The sequence below is a fragment of the Dellaglioa sp. CoH-55-MRSF-6 genome, assembly GCF_056782215.1.
In genome coordinates this window covers 13,248-32,395 of sequence record NZ_JBXAYJ010000001.1, presented here as the reverse complement: position 1 = coordinate 32,395, position 19,148 = coordinate 13,248, and the positions used below count along the sequence as shown (strand labels likewise).

Here is a 19,148-nt window from a genome sequence, read left to right as displayed (position 1 = left end):
GGAAATTAATATGTCAAACACAGTCTTTCAAGGTCGCAGTCTTTTAGCAGAAAAAGATTTTACTCCAGAAGAATTAGAATATTTAATCGATTTCTCAATTCATTTAAAAGATTTGAAAAAACGTGGAATCCCTCATAAATATCTTCAAGGTAAGAATATTGCCTTACTTTTTGAAAAAAATTCAACAAGAACACGTGCTGCTTTCACAACAGCATCAGTTGATTTAGGTGCTCATCCTGAATTTCTTGGAAAAAATGATATTCAATTAGGTAAAAAAGAATCAGTTGAAGATACAGCTAAAGTATTAGGTAGTATGTTCGACGGTATTGAATTCCGTGGATTCAGCCAAGATGTTGTTGAAGGATTAGCTAAATTCTCAGGCGTTCCTGTATGGAATGGTTTAACTGATGAATGGCATCCAACACAAATGATTGCTGATTTTATGACTGTTAAAGAAAACTTTGGCAAATTAAAAGGCATCACATTAACATACGTTGGGGATGGCCGTAACAATATGGCTAACAGCCTTTTGGTAACTGGATCAATGTTAGGTGTAAATATTCATATCGTTGCACCTGACTCATTACAACCAACTGAAGAAGTTCAAAAATTTGCTGCTGAATTTGCTAAAAAATCAGGAAGCAAGAACATGATTACTTCAGACGTTGATAAAGGGGTTAAAGGTTCAGATATTCTTTACACAGATGTTTGGGTATCAATGGGTGAAGAAGATAAATTCGAAGAACGTATTAACACATTGAAACCATACCAATTAAACATGGACATGGTTAAAAAGACTGGTAATGAAAATATGATCATCATGCATTGTTTACCAGCATTCCATGGCATTGAAACTGAATATGGTAAAGAAATGTTCGAAAAATATGGTGTTAAAGAAATGGAAATTACTGACGAAGCATTCCGTAGTAAATATGCGCGTCAATTTGAAGAAGCAGAAAACAGAATGCATTCAATCAAAGCAATTATGGCTGCAACTGCAGGAAACTTATTCATTCCACGCGTTTAATAACATTATGATAGTTTGTTTTTAACGGTGAAAGTAACTTAACAGGGAAGTGTCTCTGCAAAAAAATAGGCTGTCATTAGGGGGACTAATCTGGAGCAAGACTTTAGATTAGGTCCCTTTTTATTTTTAATAAAGAAAGTAGGCAGTTAAATTATGGACGAAAAACATACAGTTAAAAAAATTAGTTTAATGGCGCTAGTCGCGTTAGTTATTAGTTCTTCTATTGGTGGTGGGGTCTTCGGACTAACCTCTGATTTAGCCAATGCATCTTCACCCGGTCCTGCTCTAATTGGTTGGGTAATTGTCGGAATTGGTATTTTGATGTTATCTCTTTCATTGAATAACTTATTAAATAAAGAACCAGATTTAGAAGGTATTTTTACTTATGCAGAAAAAGGATTTGGACCATTCGCTGGATTCATCAGTGGTTGGGGTTACTGGTTATCTGCTTGGTTAGGAAACGTTGCATTCGCTACAATCTTGATGAGTGCGGTTGGTTACTTTTTCCCTATCTTTAAATCAGGACAAAATCTACCTTCAATTTTAATTGCAAGTATCCTTTGCTGGGGATTAACATACTTTGTTAATCGCGGTATTGAAGGTGCAGCAGCAATCAATGCGATTGTTACGGTCTGCAAATTAATTCCAATTTTTGTATTTATTGTTGTTGCTATATTCTTATTCAAGATCGATATTTTTACAGCTAACTTCTGGGGCACAATGAGTCATAACTTCGTTGTTGGCGATGTCGCTTCACAAATTAAAAAATGTATGATGGTTATGATGTGGGTCTTTGTAGGTATCGAAGGGGCATCAATGTTGTCTTCTCGTGCAGAAAAGAAATCTGATGCAGGTAAGGCTACAATCATTGGCTTAATTAGTTTATTAGTCGTTTACGTTTTAGCTTCAATGTTACCATACGGTATTTTGACACAAGCACAATTAGCTTCAATTCATCAACCAGCAATGTTATATATTGCTGTTGAAATGGTTGGACCAGTTGGTGGTTACGTTATCGGTATTGGCTTAATTGTTTCAATTTTGGGTGCATGGTTATCATGGACAATGCTTCCAGCAGAAACAATGTTATTAATGGCCAAAAGTAAATTATTACCCGGTTACTTTGGTAAAGTTAATGATAAAAAAGCACCAACTTTTGCTTTAATCGTAACAGGCGGATTAGTACAATTATTCCTTTTCACGCTTTTATTCACAGATAAGGCTTATAATTTTGCTTATTCACTATGTACAGCTTCAATTATTGTTTGTTATATCTTAGTTGCGATGTATCAAGTTAAATACTCAATTCAACATATTGATGAAAAAGGCAATAAAGCACAATTAGTATATGGTTTAATTGCGCTATTATTCCAAGTTGCCGGGATTATTATGGCCGGTATCAGTTATTTATTACTCTGTTTAATCGCTTACATTCCAGGGATTTACTTCTATGGGAAAGCAAGAGTAGCACAAGGTGAAAAATTCTTATCAAAAGGCGAAATAGGTATAACCCTGGTTATAATTATTGGTGCTTGCATTGGTATTTGGTTAATTGCTTCAGGAAAAATGGTTGTTTAATAAATAAAAAAATGAGGAGTCGATTAATATGTCAAGAAAAATTGTTATTGCTTTAGGTGGAAATGCTATTTTATCAAAGGATGCTAGTGCTGAGGCACAACAAAAAGCATTGCGAGAAACAGCTGAATATCTTGTTAAATTTGTTGAAAAAGGGGATAAATTAATTATCTCTCATGGTAATGGTCCACAAGTTGGGAACTTATTACTTCAACAAGCAGCTGCAGTTTCTGAAAAGAACCCAGCCTTACCATTAGATACTTGTGTTGCAATGACACAAGGAAGTATTGGTTATTGGATGCAAAATGCATTGGATAATGCATTGGTTGAAAAAGGAATCAATAAAGAAGTTGCAACTATTGTGACACAAGTTATCGTTGATCAAAATGATGCTGCATTTAGTAACCCAACTAAACCAGTTGGTCCATTCTATTCAGAAACAGCTGCTAAAGCAGAAATGGCTGCACATGAAGAGATGACATTTGTTGAAGATGCTGGTCGTGGATGGCGTCGTGTTGTTCCTTCACCACGTCCAACTGGGATTAAAGAATACAAAACAATCGATCAATTAACAGAAAATGGTGTTATTTCAATTTCTGTTGGTGGCGGTGGTGTTCCTGTTGTTGAAGAAAACGGTAAATTACATGGCGTAGAAGCTGTTATTGATAAAGATTTCGCTTCAGAAAAATTAGCTGAATTGGTAGATGCTGATTTACTTATTATTTTGACGAGTGTTGATAATGTTTATGTTAACTTCAATAAACCTAATCAAGAAAAATTAGAACAGGTAACTGTTTCTGAATTAAAAGAATATATCAAAGAAGATCAATTCGCTAAAGGTAGTATGTTACCTAAGATTGAAGCTGCGATTGAATTCGTTGAAGCAAGTAAAAAGGGTCGCGCAATTGTGACATCTTTAGAAAACATCAGTCAATTATTAGATAATGATGCTGGGACAGTTATCGTAAAAGGTTAATAAAAAGCGATAGTTAAGCTGAACTAGCTAACAAAGTTGTAAGGTAAATTGTGGCCAAGGAATATCCATGTTAAAATGATAAAGGAGAGAGTTTAGGGAGTTAGTAATTAGTGGAGGGGATCAAACAATGCAAAAAATTAAAGCAGTACCCCAATATATGCAGTATTTAAGAAAATTATCAGATTTTGAAGCACTTACTGATGAAGAAGCCAATTTACTAATGAACAACATGAGTATCAAATCGTTCCAAAAAGGTCAGGTTCTTTTTGACGAAAATGATCAACGTACACGTTTTTATTTTTTAATAGAAGGCGTAATACGGGTTGAACGATTTGATATTGATGGCGACTTTGGATTTTATTCATATATCAAAAATGACTTAGGATTTCCGTATCGAGGCTTACTAAGTGATAAAAATTACCCTTATTTAGCGAGAGCCATGACGGATATACAAATCGTCTATTTCCCAATGGCCTTAGTTGAACGGATATTGAAGCAAAATATTCTGATGGCTACTCGATCAATAAGGGAGATGTCAACAATTCTAAGCGCTACAGAGAATCAAGTGCAAAGAATGGTAACGTCTAGTGCTCATGATCGAATTGTACAAGCTATCAATATTTTAGCAGAACAATTAGGTGCTGATTTCACAGAAAAGCATGTCGTTATTCCTTATCGTGTCACGATTAAAGAGCTAGCGTTAGTTAGCGGGACTACTCGTGAAACAGCCGGACATGTGATTAAGTGCTTGGCTAAAAATAAGGAAATCATTTTTGAACGGCAGCAATTAACATTGTTGGAAGGTTGGTTTGCTGATCAGAGTTTTGACCGGCAAGAACGCATCTTTAAATTATAATCTGAATAAAAAAATGATCATATGACTTTGGCATATTATGGCCAGGTCATATGATTATTTTTTTAAAATAAAATTGTAATTAAACCGATTGCTAATACTACTTGAACAAGCATAATACCACCAGCATAAAGTAATAAACGCTTGCCTTGACTAAATAGTGATTTTAAATTTAACCGAAGGCCAATAGCAGCTAAGGCGATTATTTCACACCATGTACTTAGAAAATGTGCAGTTTCACCAATTCGTGAAGGTAAAAAATGTAAACTATTAAGGACACAAAGTGTTAAAAATCCAATAACATACCAAGGAACTAAAGTTGATTTTTTTGTTGTTACTTGTGACGCTTTTTGGGTAGGTTGATTCTTGCTGTGTAAATAGCTAAAAATAGTAATAACAAATACTAAACAAATAATTCTTAATATTTTGAACAATGTAGCAGTTACGATGACATCCTGATTTAGCATAGTTGCACTTGCAACTACTTGCCCAACAGATTGCACAGTTCCACCAATTAAGACACCTCTGAAAACATTGTTACCACCCCAGAGGAGGGTTCCAATAATAGGTAATGTTAACATTAAAATGGTTCCCATTAGATTAACTAACGTAATTGAAATTCCAGTTTCTTCATTATCAGCATCAATAACTGGGGCAATTGCACCAATGGCTGATGAACCACAGACAGCATTTCCACCGGCCATTAATAAGTAAGTACCTTCACCAAAGGCTAATTTTTTACCTAGCCAAATTGCAAAAATAATTGTGATACTCATTTGAAGAAAAGTAAAAAGTAAGCCATTTAAACCAATTTCTTTAATACTTTGAAATGTGATAGTCGCACCTAACAAAAGAACTGAGTATTCTAATAAACGTTTCTCAGAAAATTTAGTTCCGGCCGTTAGTGTGGGTTGATGTAGAACAGTATTACCTAAAATGATTCCAATGAATAAAGCAATAGTTGCACCACCTAACATGGGCAACCAAAGTTTAGCAATAAAATAGCTGGCAAGCCCAATTAGTAAGGCAACGATAAATCCTGGTAGTAAGTTAGTTATTTTTTTCAATATGATCATCCTCTCTAAACAATACTTTAACTATAGCTGATTTCTTTTAATTAATAAAATAAATCTTTATAATAAGTACTATTAATAAAACGAATGGAAGTGGTTAATATTTTTAAAAATTTAGAAATTTTTAAATCAGTTTATGAAACAAGGAACTTTACTACTAGTGCGCAACTACTATTTTTATCACAACCAACGATTTCAGTTCAAATTAAGCAATTGGAAGAAACATTAGGTGTTATGTTATTTGAAAGAAATGGCCGACAACAAATTGTACCTACCGAGAGTGGAACGCTACTTTACCAGCAAACACAGCAATTACTAGATTTATGGCAGCAAGATTTATTTGCCTTAAAACATCAAAAAACTGATCAGAAAATTGCCTGTAAAATAGCTGCCTCACACACCACTGCAGCATACTTACTACCTGACCTGTTACGCAAAAATAAGGAATCTCTAAAACGATTAGAATTAGAAGTTAGCGTTCTTAATTCATCACAAATTATGGAACAATTAAAGCAACATAAGTTAGATTTTGGATTTATTGAAAAACCGTTGACTGAGAAGAATATTAAACGTTACTCGTTGACGACTGATCAATTAGTTTGGGCTGGTAATGAGGATGAGCCGTGGTTACTTAGAGAACATGGATCAGGTGTTTATCATTATTCAATTAACTACTTAAAAGCAAATAATTTAACGTTAGAGCACTTCATGACGATTAAAAGTAATTCATTAATTATTCAATTGCTCAGACAAGGTATAGGGCAATCAATTGTTTCACAGACTGCACTGACTGATTACCCAGAGATACCAGTCAAAGTACTATCAAAACAGTATCAGCGTGAATTCTACCTTGTTGGAAGAAACGAACTACCAAAGCCAATTCAAGAATTTGTAACTTGTTTAATAAATGAATCTTCTAAAGTATAGATTAAGGTTATCAGACTTAAGTATAAAATAATTAGGTTAAATAAATTGCTTACTTTTAGTAAGTGTGATAATTTAAGTTTATTAAATAAATTGGGGGTATCAATCATGAACACTAAATTATTAGGATTACATCATATTACAGCTATTACTTCAAGTTCACCAAAAATGTTTCATTTTATGACAGAAATATTAGGATTACATTTAATTAAAAAAACAGTAAATCAAGATGATGTTAGAACCTATCATCTATACTTTACGGATGATATGGGATCGGCAGGAACCGATATTACCTTTTTTGATTTTCCGGGTTTATTTCAAGGCACAAAAGGAAAAAATGGTATTTCGAGAATTGGATTTAGAGTTCCTAGCGATGATGCCCTAGATTTTTGGGCAGAACGATTTGACGATTATGATATTAAACATGATGAAATTGAAATGAATTTTGGCAGTAAAACAATGAATTTTTATGATTTTGATCATGAGCAATATCAATTAATTTCTGACGAACGTAATCATGGTGTGGAAGCTGGGACACCTTAATTATATAGTCCGGTTCCCAAGATGTTCGCAATTAATGGGTTAGGAACAACAATTATTACAGTGGATTATCCAGAACGTATGGATATTGTGTTAAGACAATTATTGGGATTTGATAAAATTGCCACAGAAAATCAACGTACATTATATGAATTGAACGATGGTGGACATGGCGCACAAATTATTATCGAAGAAGACCAAGATTTACCGAATGAGATTCAAGCATATGGAACAGTTCATCATATTGCTTTCAGGACAGAAGATGAAGAGTCATTAAACTATTGGATTGAACAAATACAAAGAGTTGGTATTCGTGATTCAGGTTTTGTTGACCGATTCTATTTTAAATCAGAGTATTTCCGTCCTGGTGAAGGTGTATTATTTGAAATTGCAACGGATGGTCCTGGATTCTTGCAAGATGAAACATATGAAGAAGCTGGTATTCACCTAGAGTTACCACCATTTTTAGAAGACCAACGTGCAGATATTGAAGCTCACTTAGTTAATTTCAATTCAGACAAGAAGTTATAGATATGGCAGAAGCAATTACATCTTATAAAGCTGGTAGGGTTGGCAATGCGACAATCTTAATGTTGCATGGAACTGGTGGAACGGAATCAGATTTACTATCAATTGCAGATTTTTTGGCTCCAGATAGTCCTAAAATTGGCATTCGTGGACGGTTAATAGAGAATGGTTTAACACGCTATTTTGCACATTTACCGGATGGTGATTTCGATTTAAATAGTTTATCTGTAGAGACAAATTGGTTAATGACTGTAATTAATGAGTTAGCTGTGAAGTACGCTTTTGATCCAGAAAAATTAATTGTCCTAGGTTATTCTAATGGGGCTAACGTTGCCTTCCATTCATTATTAACGGAACAGGCACTATTTAAAACAGCTGTTTTACTACATCCTATGGTGTTATCGGAAAATATTAAAGCGACTGTCGACTTAAGTGATATTAAAATTTGGGGTTCATATGGATTTTTAGATCCAATTGTTTCAAAATCAAATTTTGATGAACTAAAGAAGTTTTGTCGAGAATTTAATATTGAATTTACCAGTTTTGAGGCTGAACAATCACATCAAATTTCAGAATTAGAATTACGGAATGCTAAACAATGGTTAGATAAGACCAATAGATTAAAAATTGAGGAATAATATAAGATGATTTCATTTAATAGTAACGAATTATCGGCTAAAAATCAGTACAAATTAATGTCTGGTACATTAATTCCGAGACCCATAGCATGGGTTACTACTGTAAATGAGACGGGACTAATTAATTTAGCTCCGTTTAGTTTTTTTAGTGTTGTATCGGATACGTTGCCATTAATGTCGATATCAATTAATCGACGTAGAAATGGTGAAATGAAACACACCGCGGCTAATTTAGTTAGTTCGAAACAGGCTGTGGTCCAATTACCAACACGTGAATTAATGGAATTTGTTAATCAGAGCGCTGCTAGTTTTGGACTAGACGAGAGTGAAGTTTCCGAATTGAAATTAACAACGGTTCCTAGTAATAAGGTATTGGTGCCAGGGATTGATGGTGTTAAAGCGAGGTTTGAAGTTATATTGAACCAGTATGTTCCTATTATGGATGATGGTAAGATTATTACGGATTTATTTATTCTTGAAGTGGTTTGTTTTCACATAGAAGATGATGTTTTGGATAAAGAAAAAATGTATATTAATGCTAAAAAATTAGATCCAGTGGCGAGGCTGGCTGGACCAGAATACGCTAACTTAGGAGAGCAATATAAATTAATTCGACCAAAATAGTTAATATCAAATTAGTAATTCTTTGATTAGCCATTGTTGTATGGATTGAATAATTATATAGCCGTTATTGACATATAGTAAGTGTTATTGATGACAGTATTTATTATTAAGGGCTACACTACAAGTATAAATAGTATAGGGGGATACAATTATGGGATATCAAGCAAGTCAAGAAGAACATTCGATTGAAATCACCAATGTTCAATCATTAGAAAAATTAGTGGAAGCACGTATGGAAAAGGGTGCATTTGGGTATATTGCTGGTGGAGCTGAGGATGAATGGACGTTACGCGAAAATACAAGTGCATTTAATCATAAGCAAATTTCACCTCGAGTTTTACAAAATATCGAAAATCCGGATTTATCAACAACATTTATGGGTATTGATTTACAAATGCCAATGATAGCAGCTCCAGTTGCGGCACAGGGGCTAGCCCATGAACAAGGTGAAATTGATACTGCTAAGGGGATGGCCGCAGTTGGTTCAATTATGTCGCTTAGTACGTATTCAAATAAAACGATTTCAGAAACATATAATGGAGGAACTGGTGGACCTCAATTTTTCCAATTGTATATGAGTAAAGATGATAAATTTAATCATTTTTTATTAGATCAAGCCAAAGAAGTGGGGATGAAGGCTATCATATTAACAGCTGATTCAACACTAGGTGGTAATCGTGAAGCTGATAGTATTAATAAATTTATCTTCCCTCAACCAATGGCTAATTTAGCTGAATATGGTGAAGGTGAAGGACAAGGAATCGCAGCTATTTATGCTAATGCTAAACAAACATTGAGTTTAGCAGATATTAAGAGTATTTCTGATTATACTGACTTACCCGTTTTCGTTAAAGGTATTCAATCACCATTGGATGTTGATGCTATTATTGAAGCTGGAGCTAAAGGTATTTGGGTTTCAAATCATGGCGGTCGGCAACTAGATGGCGGACCTGCATCGTTTGATGTTCTTGAGTTAATTGCTAAGAAGGTCAATAAACGAGTGCCAATTGTCTTTGATAGTGGCGTTCGTCGTGGTTCACATATATTTAAAGCGCTTGCTAGTGGGGCGGATGTCGTTGCCATTGGCCGTCCAATGGTTTATGGGCTTCATTTGGGTGGTGCGAAAGGCGTTCAATCAGTCTTTGAACATTTAGCTAAGGAATTAACAATTGATATGCAATTAGCTGGAACAAAAACGGTTGATGATATAAAAAAAACGGAACTTATTTAAAGAAAACAATAAGGGGATACAATTATGCTAGTTATTAATTACATTCATGGAGAAGAATTACAAGCAACTTACAAAACAGCTGCTGCTTTTGTTGCGATGATGGAATTAGAAGTACCCGAATTTGAAGATTATTATGAAATTACTAAAGTGACAGAAGCTGGTAAAGAAATCGAATTATCGGATAAAACAATGGGCGGTTTATTTAACTTATTATTAGCACGAGGATAATTTTTATTGATGAAAACGGTTCATTGTTAACTATTGTTAAATAGTAACAATGATGTTAGGCATTTAAATAGTATTTAAGATACTAAAGTATGACCCAATTATATTTCTATTGGGTCATACTTTTTAATTTATAAGAAATACGTTTGTTATTGAACTAGCAAACATAATAAGTCGTTAGTTAATAAGTTCTTTCATATTATTAACTGTTTGGTGCTTCAATTTGTGAGAGAAAAAAATACAGTACTAGAAATATAAAAATAATATCTGTTACTGTATTTAAATCCGATTTAAAAGATTTATAGCATAGAGTATTTTTGTTTCACGTGAAACATTGGATCAATTAAAAAATTGATAAATCAACATACTTATTTTGTAAAACCTTAAAATCGTAGGTTGCTAAATTTTGGATATCTTCTAAACCATCAAACATTGCTGTATAACTTCCAGCAAGCATTAGATTTAAGGGAATACCTTTATTTTGGCGAACTAAAATAACAGGTTTGCGATTGGCATGAGCATAACCACATTCCCAAACAGTACCTGAGTCAGCTTCATCATTGTTTTCTTCCAATTGATAATCAAGAACTGCAACAACGATATCTGCTTGATCAATTTGGCGAATATCATTTTGGAAGGTAGCTGTTTGCCATTCAAATGTGCCGAAGTCCGCATCTGGATATTGAACGTTTCCTGGAAGATGAATTGCATCTGCGTTAATTGTTGGATTTTTACTTAGGAGATCGGCTACCAAATCTAATCGTTCTTTTTGTTCTGGAGTGAAAAAGGGTCCTGCAAGATAAACGCGTTTTTTTGTCATTGTAAACTCCTTTTATATTAATAATGTAAGTATACTAATAATTAAAAAATAAATCAATTAATAATTCGGCTATTAATCTTTTAATGATAAATAAACATAATATTCCATAAACATGATAACAAAAAACGAACTATACATTTGTATTTATTATAGTTATTCGCTTATAATGACGTTACATTTTAGAGAAATAACAGAAATAAAGGTTGGTTATGTCATTTTCAGTAAAATAAAGGTAATTATTCAATAAAAAAGTAAACGCTTTCTTGAATATCTAATTAAAATGGACTAGTATTAATAAGAATGGACAAATACAGTAAGCGGAGGAGATAAATATGCAAGTTAAAACAAAGGATTTTGGAAATGACTATGATTTAATAACGATTATAAATGATAATGGGTTTGAATTATCACTCACAGATTTAGGGGCTAGAATTGTTAGCCTCAAGGTACCCACAAGTACTGGAAAACGAGAAATTGTTCTTGGATTTGATTCAGCAAATGAATACTTAGAAAAAGATAGTTTTATTGGCGCTTCAATTGGTCGTGTTGCTGGACGTATTAAAGATGGTAAATTCAACATTAATGATCAAAGCTACCAAGTGCAAATTAACGAAGGTACAAATACATTGCATGGTGGTACGCCAGGATTTGATACTAAAAAGTGGACGTATAAAATAAGTGAAAACGAAAATGAAATAGCTGTTATTTTTCATTTAGATAGCCCAGAAGGCGAACATGGTTTCCCTGGAAACATGGCAATTGATGTAAAATATCTATTAAATAATGATAACATTTGGCATCTTGAAACGACTGCTAAAACGGATAAAGATACACTATATAATCCAACAAATCATGTTTACTTTAATGTTATGGGTGACGTCACAGAAACAATAGATGACAATTTATTACAAGTAGATAGCGATAAGTTTGCACCATTAGAACCCGATTCAATTCCAACAGGTAAAAAGATGTCTGTTGATGGAACGCCTTACGATTTCCGTCAAGCTAAGACATTACATGACGTTTTCACAAGTGATTTTGCTCAAAAAAATCAAGTTAATGGTATCGATCATCCCTTTTTCTTGAATAATCCTGCAGTTGGTAAAGAATCAGCAAAATTAGTTAGTCCAGATAAAGAAGTTTCTGTCTCAGTTTCAACTGATGCAACAAGTTTAGTTATCTTCACGGCTAACTTTGGTGAAGTAACGCCAATTATGCATGGTAAAAAATTAGCTAATCATGCAGCAATTACATTTGAAACACAATCAGCACCTGGATCTGAACAATTCCCTGAATTTGGTGATATTGTTTTACGTGTAGGCGATACGTACAAAACAGTTACAGAATTTAAATTAAATTAATTAGTAATCAACTGAGACAGTCATGGTAAAAATAGTGACTGTCTTTTTGTCGTTAACTTACGAGTGTAAGTCATACCATTTTAGTCGAGAAAGATGTAGACTTTAGTCAGGATAAAACGAAGGAGTGTATAAATGATGACAGAAATAAAAAGAGTATTAGTTGTTGGATCGAATGGTCGAATTGGCCAAAAAGTAACAAGTAAATTAGCTGATAAAGGTTACCAAGTCTTGGCGGGTTCAAGACATACAGATAATTTAGATAAAGGTAATATTACTTATGTCTATGTTGATTTGTTAGAAGGTATAGATAAATTAGTCAAGAATATGCAGGCTGTTGATGCCATATTATTTGTTGCTGGTTCTGGCGGCAAAGACTTAATGAAGATTGATCTAGATGGGGCAGTTAAAACGATGGAAGCAGCTGAAATAGCTCATGTTAAGCGTTTTGTAATGTTGAGTTCCGTTTACTCTTTGGATAGAGAAAAAATTGAAGTTTCATCATTAAGAGATTATATGACTGCTAAGTTTTATGCTGATAATTGGCTAATGAAGAATACGCAATTAGAATATACAATTCTTCAGCCAGGCACCTTAGTAGATGAGCCAGGTACTGGTAAAGTAACATTAAATGATGGTCAAGCGGGCTCTAACTCACTTGAAAACGTGGCAGACGTCTTAGTTTCAGTTATCGCACATGATAATACAATCGGAAAAGTAATTACGATGCATGATGGGGATACAGATATCAAAGATGTCCTGTAAATAATTAGAAATTTCGACACAAAAAAAGAGGTTTACTCAGTTAGTTACTTAACGGAGTAAACCTTTTTTATTTAGAATTATTTAGTTGACTCATTTACGATACCGCTATCTTTAGTTGGTGAAATAGCCCAGAGTGAATCGTAATTATATTTCCCTGTCGTATCAAAAATTGAAGTTGTAAAATCTAAAGTTAGTTTTGCATAATAATAAGATTTGTTAATTACAGAACTTGTTGTACCATCACTAAGACTTGATGAGGGTAAATCGAAAATCGTCTTATTAGAAGAGCTGAAATCAATTTCATTAGAAGTTGTTGGCTTTTCTTAAAAAGTAAGCGTACCGCCATTTGAGCTTGTTTGAACTAGGATAATCGAATCTTTTTAATAAGCGGACTTAAAGTATAATTGATAGTAACACTTAAATTCTAGTTAACTTAAAAAAAGGTTATTAATGACTAAAGGCTCTACCTTTAATGGTTATAAAGTGGGGGTAGGTAGGAATCATTCTATTTAAAAATTGATTGTACACTTTCAGTAAATGGTTTGAAAAAATTAAACCTAAAAAAATACTTGTAAATAACATGTAAACGCTATATTAATTGGCGTATATGGACTTAATCATAGAGTTTCTTCTGATAATATTACAGTTGAATCTTATGTAAATTATATGGTACTATTAGGTAAAGGTCAACGTCCCCTTTTCAAGCATTGGCTTAATCAATAAATGGGAGGAATTTATATTATGAAAAAGAATTTATTTTTAATTGCAGCATTAGTACTTGGTTCAACAGCAGTTGTTGGCTCAAGTGTTTCAGCGGATTCAACAGATGGTAAAGGTACAGCTAGTTTAAACATTGAAGCAGGTACTTTTACTCAAACGGGTGCACCATCGTTCAGTTTCACAACAAAACTAAATGAAGCATTAGTTACGACTGGTACAGATATTACATCAACTGGCGCAAAAGATGCTTCTCAAGCTTTAGATGTAGCCGATTACGTAGGTACAGATAGTGGTTGGAATGTTACTGCACAATTAGGTGTGATGGCTGATGCTGAAGTTAAGGTTAGCTCATTAGATCTTGCATCTGCTACAGTTAAAACAGACTCAGATGCTACAGCATCTGCTGCTACTTTAACACCAGCTGGTGCTGCAGCTCCTGTCGCGACAGCTACAACAGGCGCTGGTGCTACAACATTGTCATATGCTGACAATAGTGCAACATTAAAACTTGGTAAAAATACTAAAATTGCAACAACTTCAGCTGATTTAACATGGACTGCAACTCAAGGAAATGCTAGTGCAGCAGCTTTTAACTAAGCTAATTAAAACGTAACAGAAAAAAGACCGCCTAAGGCAGTCTTTTTTTTTAAGGAGAATCGAAATAATGAAATTAAGAAAAATAGTTTTAAGCTTTTTAGCTATCGCGATAGTCACACTTATTACTGTATCGACCAATGTCTATGCAAAGTCTAATAGTGCCGGGTTTACGGTAGCCAAAGTAACGCCTGCTAATCAATATCGAGAGGCAGCACAATTTGATATTAAAATGAACCCTAACTCAACACAGACATTGGCATTGAAAATTAAGAACTTAGAAAACGATACTAAAACGATTGTTGTGAGCCCTAATAGTTCATATACAAATACGAATGGACTAATTGTCTATGATAAGACAAATGTAAAAAAGCCAGCGACTGCTAAGTATCAATTTTCAGAACTTGTCTCAAAAAAACAAGATGTTGTGGTTGGACCTAAAAAAACAGCAACAGTTACGTTTACAGTGAAAACACCCGCTACGTCATTTTCCGGTATTATTTTAGGTGGCTTTAACGTACAAGAAAAAGTTATTAAGGAAAAGAATAAAGGAAAAGGTATTTCAATTACTAATCGATTTGCGTACGTTGTTCAAGCAGTCATTAGAGAATCTGAAACGGTCGATAATCCTAATCCCAAAATGACAATTGGCGATTCTAAAGTGGTATTGAACGCATTTAATAAAGTTTCACTACAAACAAATATGCAAAATGATGTACCCATTGTGATTGGACCAACAACAATTAAAGCAACTATTACAGAAGATAGTAGTAGTACTGTTTTATATGACAAAACAATTAAGGACGTTGATTTTGCACCCAACGCTAAATTTAGCTATGCATTAGACTTAACTAAAGCCAAGTTAATCGCTGGTAAATATGATGTCCATTATACCGTTACCGGAAATAATAAATCTTGGAAAGCAACGAATTCATTTACAATTACTAAAGCCAATATTAAACAGATTAAATCAGATAATAAGGCAGCAGAGCCTCATATATCTTGGTTATTGTGGTTAATTATTGGTATTATTGCTTTATTAATTTTATTAGTTTTATTCTTACTTTTTATTATTTTAAAAAGAAGAAAAAAAGATAAGGAAGAATCACTAGAAAATAAGTAATCAAAATGAATGGTAATCAAAAAGACGTCTAATTTTTATTAGGCGTCTTTTTGTCGATTAGATTTCTTATTCTTTTGATGAATCTACAACGATACTTGGTGATGATAATGACCAAGTTGCGTTATCTTGAAATTTACCAGGATGAGTAATTTTTTTAGTTTTTAGACTTAATGATAATTGTGCAGAATAGTAGTTTTTACTAATAACTGATGTTGTATCAGAATCAAAAATAGTTGAGTTTAAACTTAAAAGAGTATCTTTAGATGTAATTGTTTTAATATCTGAGGCATTCCCATAAGTGATTGTGGAATTACCAAGCATACTCGTTTGCAATTTTTCAAACCAACCAAGTTGATCGGGAATAAAGAAAGGATCACTTAGATTATCTTTATCACTTGTGCTAACAACTAAATTCCAGTTAAGTCCAAAAGGATTATCGACAGTTAACAAACCAGTTGCAGTTACTGTAGGTGTTTTTTCAGAAGTTCCTGCTGTAAAATTACCAAAATCAAATACTTTTGGATAGGATACTAAAAGATCTCCTGCAACGTGTAAATTATATGAAATAGGCGTGTAATCCGGATTTAATTTTGCGAGATTTGCAGCAGAAATTGTATCATTCGTTTTACCGCTTAAGATATCATTAATTGTGTGATTACTATAACTGGAATAGGTACCCGAATCGTGAGTTGATGTGACTAAATATGAAATTCTATTCTTATGGAAAAGATGATAACCAATCAATTCATTGTCATCAATTAATTTAGAATATGTAGTCCCATCAGTATAAGCAGATTCGTCATATTTATATTTACTATGGTCCGTACTGTATTGTTTTGCAAGATCGTCCGCATCTTTTGCAGTGATTTCTAGTTTAGAATTTGTAAGTTCAGTTGTTCCATTTTCTGAATATTTTTCCCAAGGACCATTATTGAAACTGTACCATAAGTAATATTTTTCAGTTTTATCGGTTGTTGATTTCGTATCTATATTGACTGTAGTATCAAGTGATTTTTTAGTTGTTTGAACGGTATTTTCAGGTAATTCATCAGTGATATTGTTTAATGAATAGTGAAAATCGTAAGGGTCTATTTGTGGAATATAATGAGTCGTACCAGATCCAGTATCTGTAGAAGTATAACCCGGTAACGAAATAGACTTAATAGTAGGATGAGATGAGTTACTTGAATCAGGATCTTTTAAAAATTCTTGTATAGCGTCATCTCCAAAATCATCAGACGCATCAAAAATACTTTGATAGGCAAGGTCACTAGGAACGTTTAAATTACCAATAATATTTTGTCCAGTAACAATACTCCCATATAAGAGACCATCGCTACTTGAATCAACGTCGACATCAGCACTAGGTGCTAATACTGAACCATATAAAGGACTCTTCCAACTTCCGACAAAAATCTTACCATTTTCAGTATTAAAATTATTACTAATATGTGAAGACGTATTGTAGACAGATTTCACTTTTTTAGAGTTTTTATCAGTTGTATCGATTGCAACGGGTTCATCGGATAGAAGATTTTTAGCGGTGGTATCTGAACCATTACTATTTTGTCCGGAAAATAGCGTTCCATCACTATTACCAGCTAACTTGTAATCTATCGAAGATCCGTCAGATTTAGGTGGATACGCATTGAAAGTCATCCAGCTACCTTGATTGAAATTAAAACTGATACCAGCATCATTATTAGAAAAATGCTTATAATTTAACATGAAAAATGGCATTTTCATTGTGTTAATATCAAAATTGACTAAATTAATTTTGATACCAATAGCATCTTCAAATGAAGGAATAGAGCCATCAATATCTGCAAAGACAACGCCTTGATCTGTTGAAGCAGTATTCATATCAACGGTTAATTGAATAACCGTTTTACCAGGTGCATATTTTTCAGCATCAATTGATTTATCTGTATTTAAATCAACACGTTTGATAGCATTATTAGATTTAGTAGTAGAACCTGTTGCTTTAGAGTTTGAGAAATTTGTTGAAGTGAAACTAGCGTAATAATCACTGACATCAGTAATATTTTGAGTAGCATCAGCAAATGATGAAATATCATTGCTTGACATAACAGGAAAATCAGAAAGTTTATCAATAGTATCTTTTTTTGCATTAAATTGCTTGATAGCATCAGCGTAACCGGCATTACTTGAAGGTATGGACCAACCAGCAATGGCTTTTGCGATTTCATCATCAGGGGGAGAATTCTGTAGATAGTATGATAAATCTTTGACTTTATCATTAGATTTTGAAAAAACAAAGCTATTTTTATTACCATACCACTGAATCATATCAGCCCCGGTAATATTTTCTGAAATCATTGTAGGATTAACCTTTGCATAATCAGCATCAGTTAAATTAGCAGTTGAATCATGAGCATAATTTTGTAAGTATTTTATAGAAGAACCTCCGGCGGTACCTGAGGAAGTAAATGTTTTGGCAAAAAATTAACCTTGTAGGGAGTCAATATCATTAGAATTAAACGTGATTGTACCACCAGCGAAACCAGTGACATTCGTGGCAGCCCCCATTGGATAACCTACAGGAGGCGTGTATGATGTAGCAGCTTGTGTAGTATAAATTGGTAACGTTAAAAAGAACAAGCTGAAACAAAGGATGATAATCGATTGATAGGTAGTAGATGAGTTAATATATTTGTTTTTTAGCAAAATAAGACTTCCTTTCAAAATAATTAAAAAATTAACTATTTGATTATATATATATTATAGCCTTGCTAGTATAGGATGTGTAGAGATATTGTCGAAGTATTTGGACAAATATAGCTTATAATTTGGATATACGATTAATAATAAAGAAAATGCGCTATTTTTGACTTTTTATTTAATAAAATCCAGTGATGTTTGTAAGTGTCACTATAGATTAAGCCTTTTCAATTTGGTATACTCAATGAGAAACGTTTTATAAAAAGGGAGATAATAAATTATGATTGAAGCAATTAACTTAAAAGCCGGAATGACTTTTGAACAAGGCGGTAAATTAATTAAAGTTTTAGAAGCAAGTCATCATAAACCGGGTAAAGGTAACACAGTTATGCGTATGAAATTACGTGACGTTCGTACTGGATCAACTGTTGAAACAACAATGCGTCCAGAAGTTAAGGTTGAACAAGCTAATATTGAAACAAAACCAGTTCAATTCTTGTACAACCAGGATACAATGGCTATTTTTATGGATTTGGAAACATATGAACAATATGAAATTCCAAGAGAAATTATCGAACATGAAGCAAAATTCTTATTGGAAAATATGGAAGTTAAAATCCAATTTTACGGTACAGAAGTTATTGGCTTAACATTACCAACTGTTGTAACATTACGTGTTACTGAAACACAGCCTTCAATCAAAGGCGCTACAGCAACTGGTTCAGGTAAACCAGCAACAATGGAAACAGGACTTGTTGTTAATGTTCCTGATTTCATCGCAGCAGATGATGTTCTTGAAATTAATACACAAGAAGGTACATACCTTAAACGTGCACCTAAATAAGATTGAAAAGGTAGTCTCTTGAGACTGC

The 19,148-nt window shown here is 33.4% G+C and carries 18 protein-coding genes and 1 pseudogene; 15 read left to right on the top strand and 4 right to left on the bottom strand.

Going from position 1 to position 19,148, the window contains the following annotated elements; all coding sequences use genetic code 11:
- Nucleotides 1-10 precede the first annotated feature (10 nt).
- The 4 genes from argF to AC1RPK_RS00135 all read left to right on the top strand — a co-directional run bounded on the left by argF (nucleotide 11) and on the right by AC1RPK_RS00135 (nucleotide 4,434).
- Nucleotides 11-1,027 (top strand): ornithine carbamoyltransferase, encoded by a 1,017-nt coding sequence (argF, locus tag AC1RPK_RS00150; protein ID WP_481761111.1) that lies wholly within the window; start codon nucleotides 11-13, stop codon nucleotides 1,025-1,027.
- Between the two features lie 153 nt (nucleotides 1,028-1,180).
- Complete coding sequence (gene arcD, locus AC1RPK_RS00145; RefSeq protein ID WP_481761112.1) at nucleotides 1,181-2,605, top strand: arginine-ornithine antiporter; 1,425 nt, start codon at nucleotides 1,181-1,183, stop codon at nucleotides 2,603-2,605.
- Between the two features lie 28 nt (nucleotides 2,606-2,633).
- Entirely contained in the window at nucleotides 2,634-3,578 is a 945-nt protein-coding gene (gene arcC, locus AC1RPK_RS00140) for a carbamate kinase (RefSeq protein ID WP_409021884.1), read from the top strand.
- Between the two features lie 127 nt (nucleotides 3,579-3,705).
- Entirely contained in the window at nucleotides 3,706-4,434 is a 729-nt protein-coding gene (locus tag AC1RPK_RS00135; protein WP_481761113.1) for a Crp/Fnr family transcriptional regulator, read from the top strand.
- A gap of 62 nt (nucleotides 4,435-4,496) precedes the next feature.
- Here AC1RPK_RS00135 and AC1RPK_RS00130 read toward each other — a convergent pair whose 3' ends face one another.
- Nucleotides 4,497-5,507, bottom strand: a complete 1,011-nt coding sequence (locus AC1RPK_RS00130) for a YeiH family protein (RefSeq protein WP_481761114.1) — start codon at nucleotides 5,505-5,507, stop codon at nucleotides 4,497-4,499.
- Nucleotides 5,508-5,591: 84 nt separating this feature from the next.
- On the opposite strand from AC1RPK_RS00130, the gene AC1RPK_RS00125 reads away from it, so the two are divergent.
- The 6 genes and pseudogenes from AC1RPK_RS00125 to AC1RPK_RS00100 all read left to right on the top strand — a co-directional run bounded on the left by AC1RPK_RS00125 (nucleotide 5,592) and on the right by AC1RPK_RS00100 (nucleotide 10,217).
- Nucleotides 5,592-6,431, top strand: a complete 840-nt coding sequence (locus AC1RPK_RS00125) for a LysR substrate-binding domain-containing protein (protein WP_481761115.1) — start codon at nucleotides 5,592-5,594, stop codon at nucleotides 6,429-6,431.
- 105 nt (nucleotides 6,432-6,536) lie between these two features.
- A pseudogene (locus tag AC1RPK_RS00120) lies at nucleotides 6,537-7,499 on the top strand (ring-cleaving dioxygenase).
- A gap of 2 nt (nucleotides 7,500-7,501) precedes the next feature.
- Nucleotides 7,502-8,134 (top strand): alpha/beta hydrolase, encoded by a 633-nt coding sequence (locus AC1RPK_RS00115; RefSeq protein ID WP_481761116.1) that lies wholly within the window; start codon nucleotides 7,502-7,504, stop codon nucleotides 8,132-8,134.
- A gap of 6 nt (nucleotides 8,135-8,140) precedes the next feature.
- The gene (locus AC1RPK_RS00110) at nucleotides 8,141-8,758 is read left to right on the top strand and encodes a flavin reductase family protein (protein ID WP_481761117.1); all 618 of its coding nucleotides are present in this window, start codon (nucleotides 8,141-8,143) and stop codon (nucleotides 8,756-8,758) included.
- Between the two features lie 151 nt (nucleotides 8,759-8,909).
- Nucleotides 8,910-9,989, top strand: a complete 1,080-nt coding sequence (locus tag AC1RPK_RS00105) for a lactate oxidase (protein WP_481761118.1) — start codon at nucleotides 8,910-8,912, stop codon at nucleotides 9,987-9,989.
- Nucleotides 9,990-10,013: 24 nt separating this feature from the next.
- On the top strand, nucleotides 10,014-10,217 hold the full coding sequence (locus AC1RPK_RS00100; protein WP_481761119.1) for a hypothetical protein: 204 nt from the start codon (nucleotides 10,014-10,016) through the stop codon (nucleotides 10,215-10,217).
- Nucleotides 10,218-10,557: 340 nt separating this feature from the next.
- Here the strand turns inward: AC1RPK_RS00100 and AC1RPK_RS00095 are convergent, their stop codons facing one another.
- Complete coding sequence (locus tag AC1RPK_RS00095; protein ID WP_481761120.1) at nucleotides 10,558-11,034, bottom strand: nucleoside 2-deoxyribosyltransferase; 477 nt, start codon at nucleotides 11,032-11,034, stop codon at nucleotides 10,558-10,560.
- Nucleotides 11,035-11,366: 332 nt separating this feature from the next.
- On the opposite strand from AC1RPK_RS00095, the gene AC1RPK_RS00090 reads away from it, so the two are divergent.
- The 4 genes from AC1RPK_RS00090 (at nucleotide 11,367) to AC1RPK_RS00075 (ending at nucleotide 15,594) form a co-directional block, all read left to right on the top strand.
- The gene (locus AC1RPK_RS00090) at nucleotides 11,367-12,395 is read left to right on the top strand and encodes a galactose-1-epimerase (protein ID WP_481761121.1); all 1,029 of its coding nucleotides are present in this window, start codon (nucleotides 11,367-11,369) and stop codon (nucleotides 12,393-12,395) included.
- A gap of 132 nt (nucleotides 12,396-12,527) precedes the next feature.
- Complete coding sequence (locus AC1RPK_RS00085; RefSeq protein WP_481761122.1) at nucleotides 12,528-13,157, top strand: SDR family oxidoreductase; 630 nt, start codon at nucleotides 12,528-12,530, stop codon at nucleotides 13,155-13,157.
- Nucleotides 13,158-13,898: 741 nt separating this feature from the next.
- Nucleotides 13,899-14,474 carry a WxL domain-containing protein gene (locus tag AC1RPK_RS00080; RefSeq protein WP_481761123.1) on the top strand — a complete coding sequence of 192 codons (576 nt, stop codon included), beginning with the start codon at nucleotides 13,899-13,901 and terminating at the stop codon, nucleotides 14,472-14,474.
- Nucleotides 14,475-14,541: 67 nt separating this feature from the next.
- On the top strand, nucleotides 14,542-15,594 hold the full coding sequence (locus AC1RPK_RS00075; protein ID WP_481761124.1) for a WxLIP family cell surface protein: 1,053 nt from the start codon (nucleotides 14,542-14,544) through the stop codon (nucleotides 15,592-15,594).
- Between the two features lie 66 nt (nucleotides 15,595-15,660).
- On the opposite strand, the gene AC1RPK_RS00070 is transcribed toward AC1RPK_RS00075, so the two are convergent.
- Both AC1RPK_RS00070 and AC1RPK_RS00065 read right to left on the bottom strand, forming a co-directional pair.
- The gene (locus AC1RPK_RS00070) at nucleotides 15,661-17,934 is read right to left on the bottom strand and encodes a hypothetical protein (protein WP_481761125.1); all 2,274 of its coding nucleotides are present in this window, start codon (nucleotides 17,932-17,934) and stop codon (nucleotides 15,661-15,663) included.
- A 126-nt stretch (nucleotides 17,935-18,060) separates the two neighbouring features.
- Nucleotides 18,061-18,282: a hypothetical protein gene (locus tag AC1RPK_RS00065; protein ID WP_481761126.1), complete on the bottom strand. Its 222-nt coding sequence runs from the start codon at nucleotides 18,280-18,282 to the stop codon at nucleotides 18,061-18,063.
- Between the two features lie 274 nt (nucleotides 18,283-18,556).
- Here AC1RPK_RS00065 and efp point away from each other — a divergent pair, with 274 nt between their 5' ends.
- Nucleotides 18,557-19,120 carry an elongation factor P gene (efp, locus tag AC1RPK_RS00060; protein WP_409021902.1) on the top strand — a complete coding sequence of 188 codons (564 nt, stop codon included), beginning with the start codon at nucleotides 18,557-18,559 and terminating at the stop codon, nucleotides 19,118-19,120.
- Nucleotides 19,121-19,148 lie beyond the last annotated feature (28 nt).

What these genes read in the sequence shown, in the direction of transcription:
- AC1RPK_RS00130 (WP_481761114.1), bottom strand. Translation starts at nt 5,507, where the DNA reads ATGATCATATTGAAAAAAATAACTAACTTACTACCAGGATTTATCGTT.
- AC1RPK_RS00070 (WP_481761125.1), bottom strand. Translation starts at nt 17,934, where the DNA reads ATGATTTCAGAAAATATTACCGGGGCTGATATGATTCAGTGGTATGGT.
- AC1RPK_RS00105 (WP_481761118.1), top strand. Translation starts at nt 8,910, where the DNA reads ATGGGATATCAAGCAAGTCAAGAAGAACATTCGATTGAAATCACCAAT.
- AC1RPK_RS00080 (WP_481761123.1), top strand. Translation starts at nt 13,899, where the DNA reads ATGAAAAAGAATTTATTTTTAATTGCAGCATTAGTACTTGGTTCAACA.
- argF (WP_481761111.1), top strand. Translation starts at nt 11, where the DNA reads ATGTCAAACACAGTCTTTCAAGGTCGCAGTCTTTTAGCAGAAAAAGAT.
- AC1RPK_RS00090 (WP_481761121.1), top strand. Translation starts at nt 11,367, where the DNA reads ATGCAAGTTAAAACAAAGGATTTTGGAAATGACTATGATTTAATAACG.
- AC1RPK_RS00100 (WP_481761119.1), top strand. Translation starts at nt 10,014, where the DNA reads ATGCTAGTTATTAATTACATTCATGGAGAAGAATTACAAGCAACTTAC.
- AC1RPK_RS00110 (WP_481761117.1), top strand. Translation starts at nt 8,141, where the DNA reads ATGATTTCATTTAATAGTAACGAATTATCGGCTAAAAATCAGTACAAA.
- AC1RPK_RS00125 (WP_481761115.1), top strand. Translation starts at nt 5,592, where the DNA reads ATGGAAGTGGTTAATATTTTTAAAAATTTAGAAATTTTTAAATCAGTT.
- AC1RPK_RS00085 (WP_481761122.1), top strand. Translation starts at nt 12,528, where the DNA reads ATGATGACAGAAATAAAAAGAGTATTAGTTGTTGGATCGAATGGTCGA.
- AC1RPK_RS00135 (WP_481761113.1), top strand. Translation starts at nt 3,706, where the DNA reads ATGCAAAAAATTAAAGCAGTACCCCAATATATGCAGTATTTAAGAAAA.
- efp (WP_409021902.1), top strand. Translation starts at nt 18,557, where the DNA reads ATGATTGAAGCAATTAACTTAAAAGCCGGAATGACTTTTGAACAAGGC.
- AC1RPK_RS00115 (WP_481761116.1), top strand. Translation starts at nt 7,502, where the DNA reads ATGGCAGAAGCAATTACATCTTATAAAGCTGGTAGGGTTGGCAATGCG.
- AC1RPK_RS00075 (WP_481761124.1), top strand. Translation starts at nt 14,542, where the DNA reads ATGAAATTAAGAAAAATAGTTTTAAGCTTTTTAGCTATCGCGATAGTC.
- arcC (WP_409021884.1), top strand. Translation starts at nt 2,634, where the DNA reads ATGTCAAGAAAAATTGTTATTGCTTTAGGTGGAAATGCTATTTTATCA.
- arcD (WP_481761112.1), top strand. Translation starts at nt 1,181, where the DNA reads ATGGACGAAAAACATACAGTTAAAAAAATTAGTTTAATGGCGCTAGTC.
- AC1RPK_RS00095 (WP_481761120.1), bottom strand. Translation starts at nt 11,034, where the DNA reads ATGACAAAAAAACGCGTTTATCTTGCAGGACCCTTTTTCACTCCAGAA.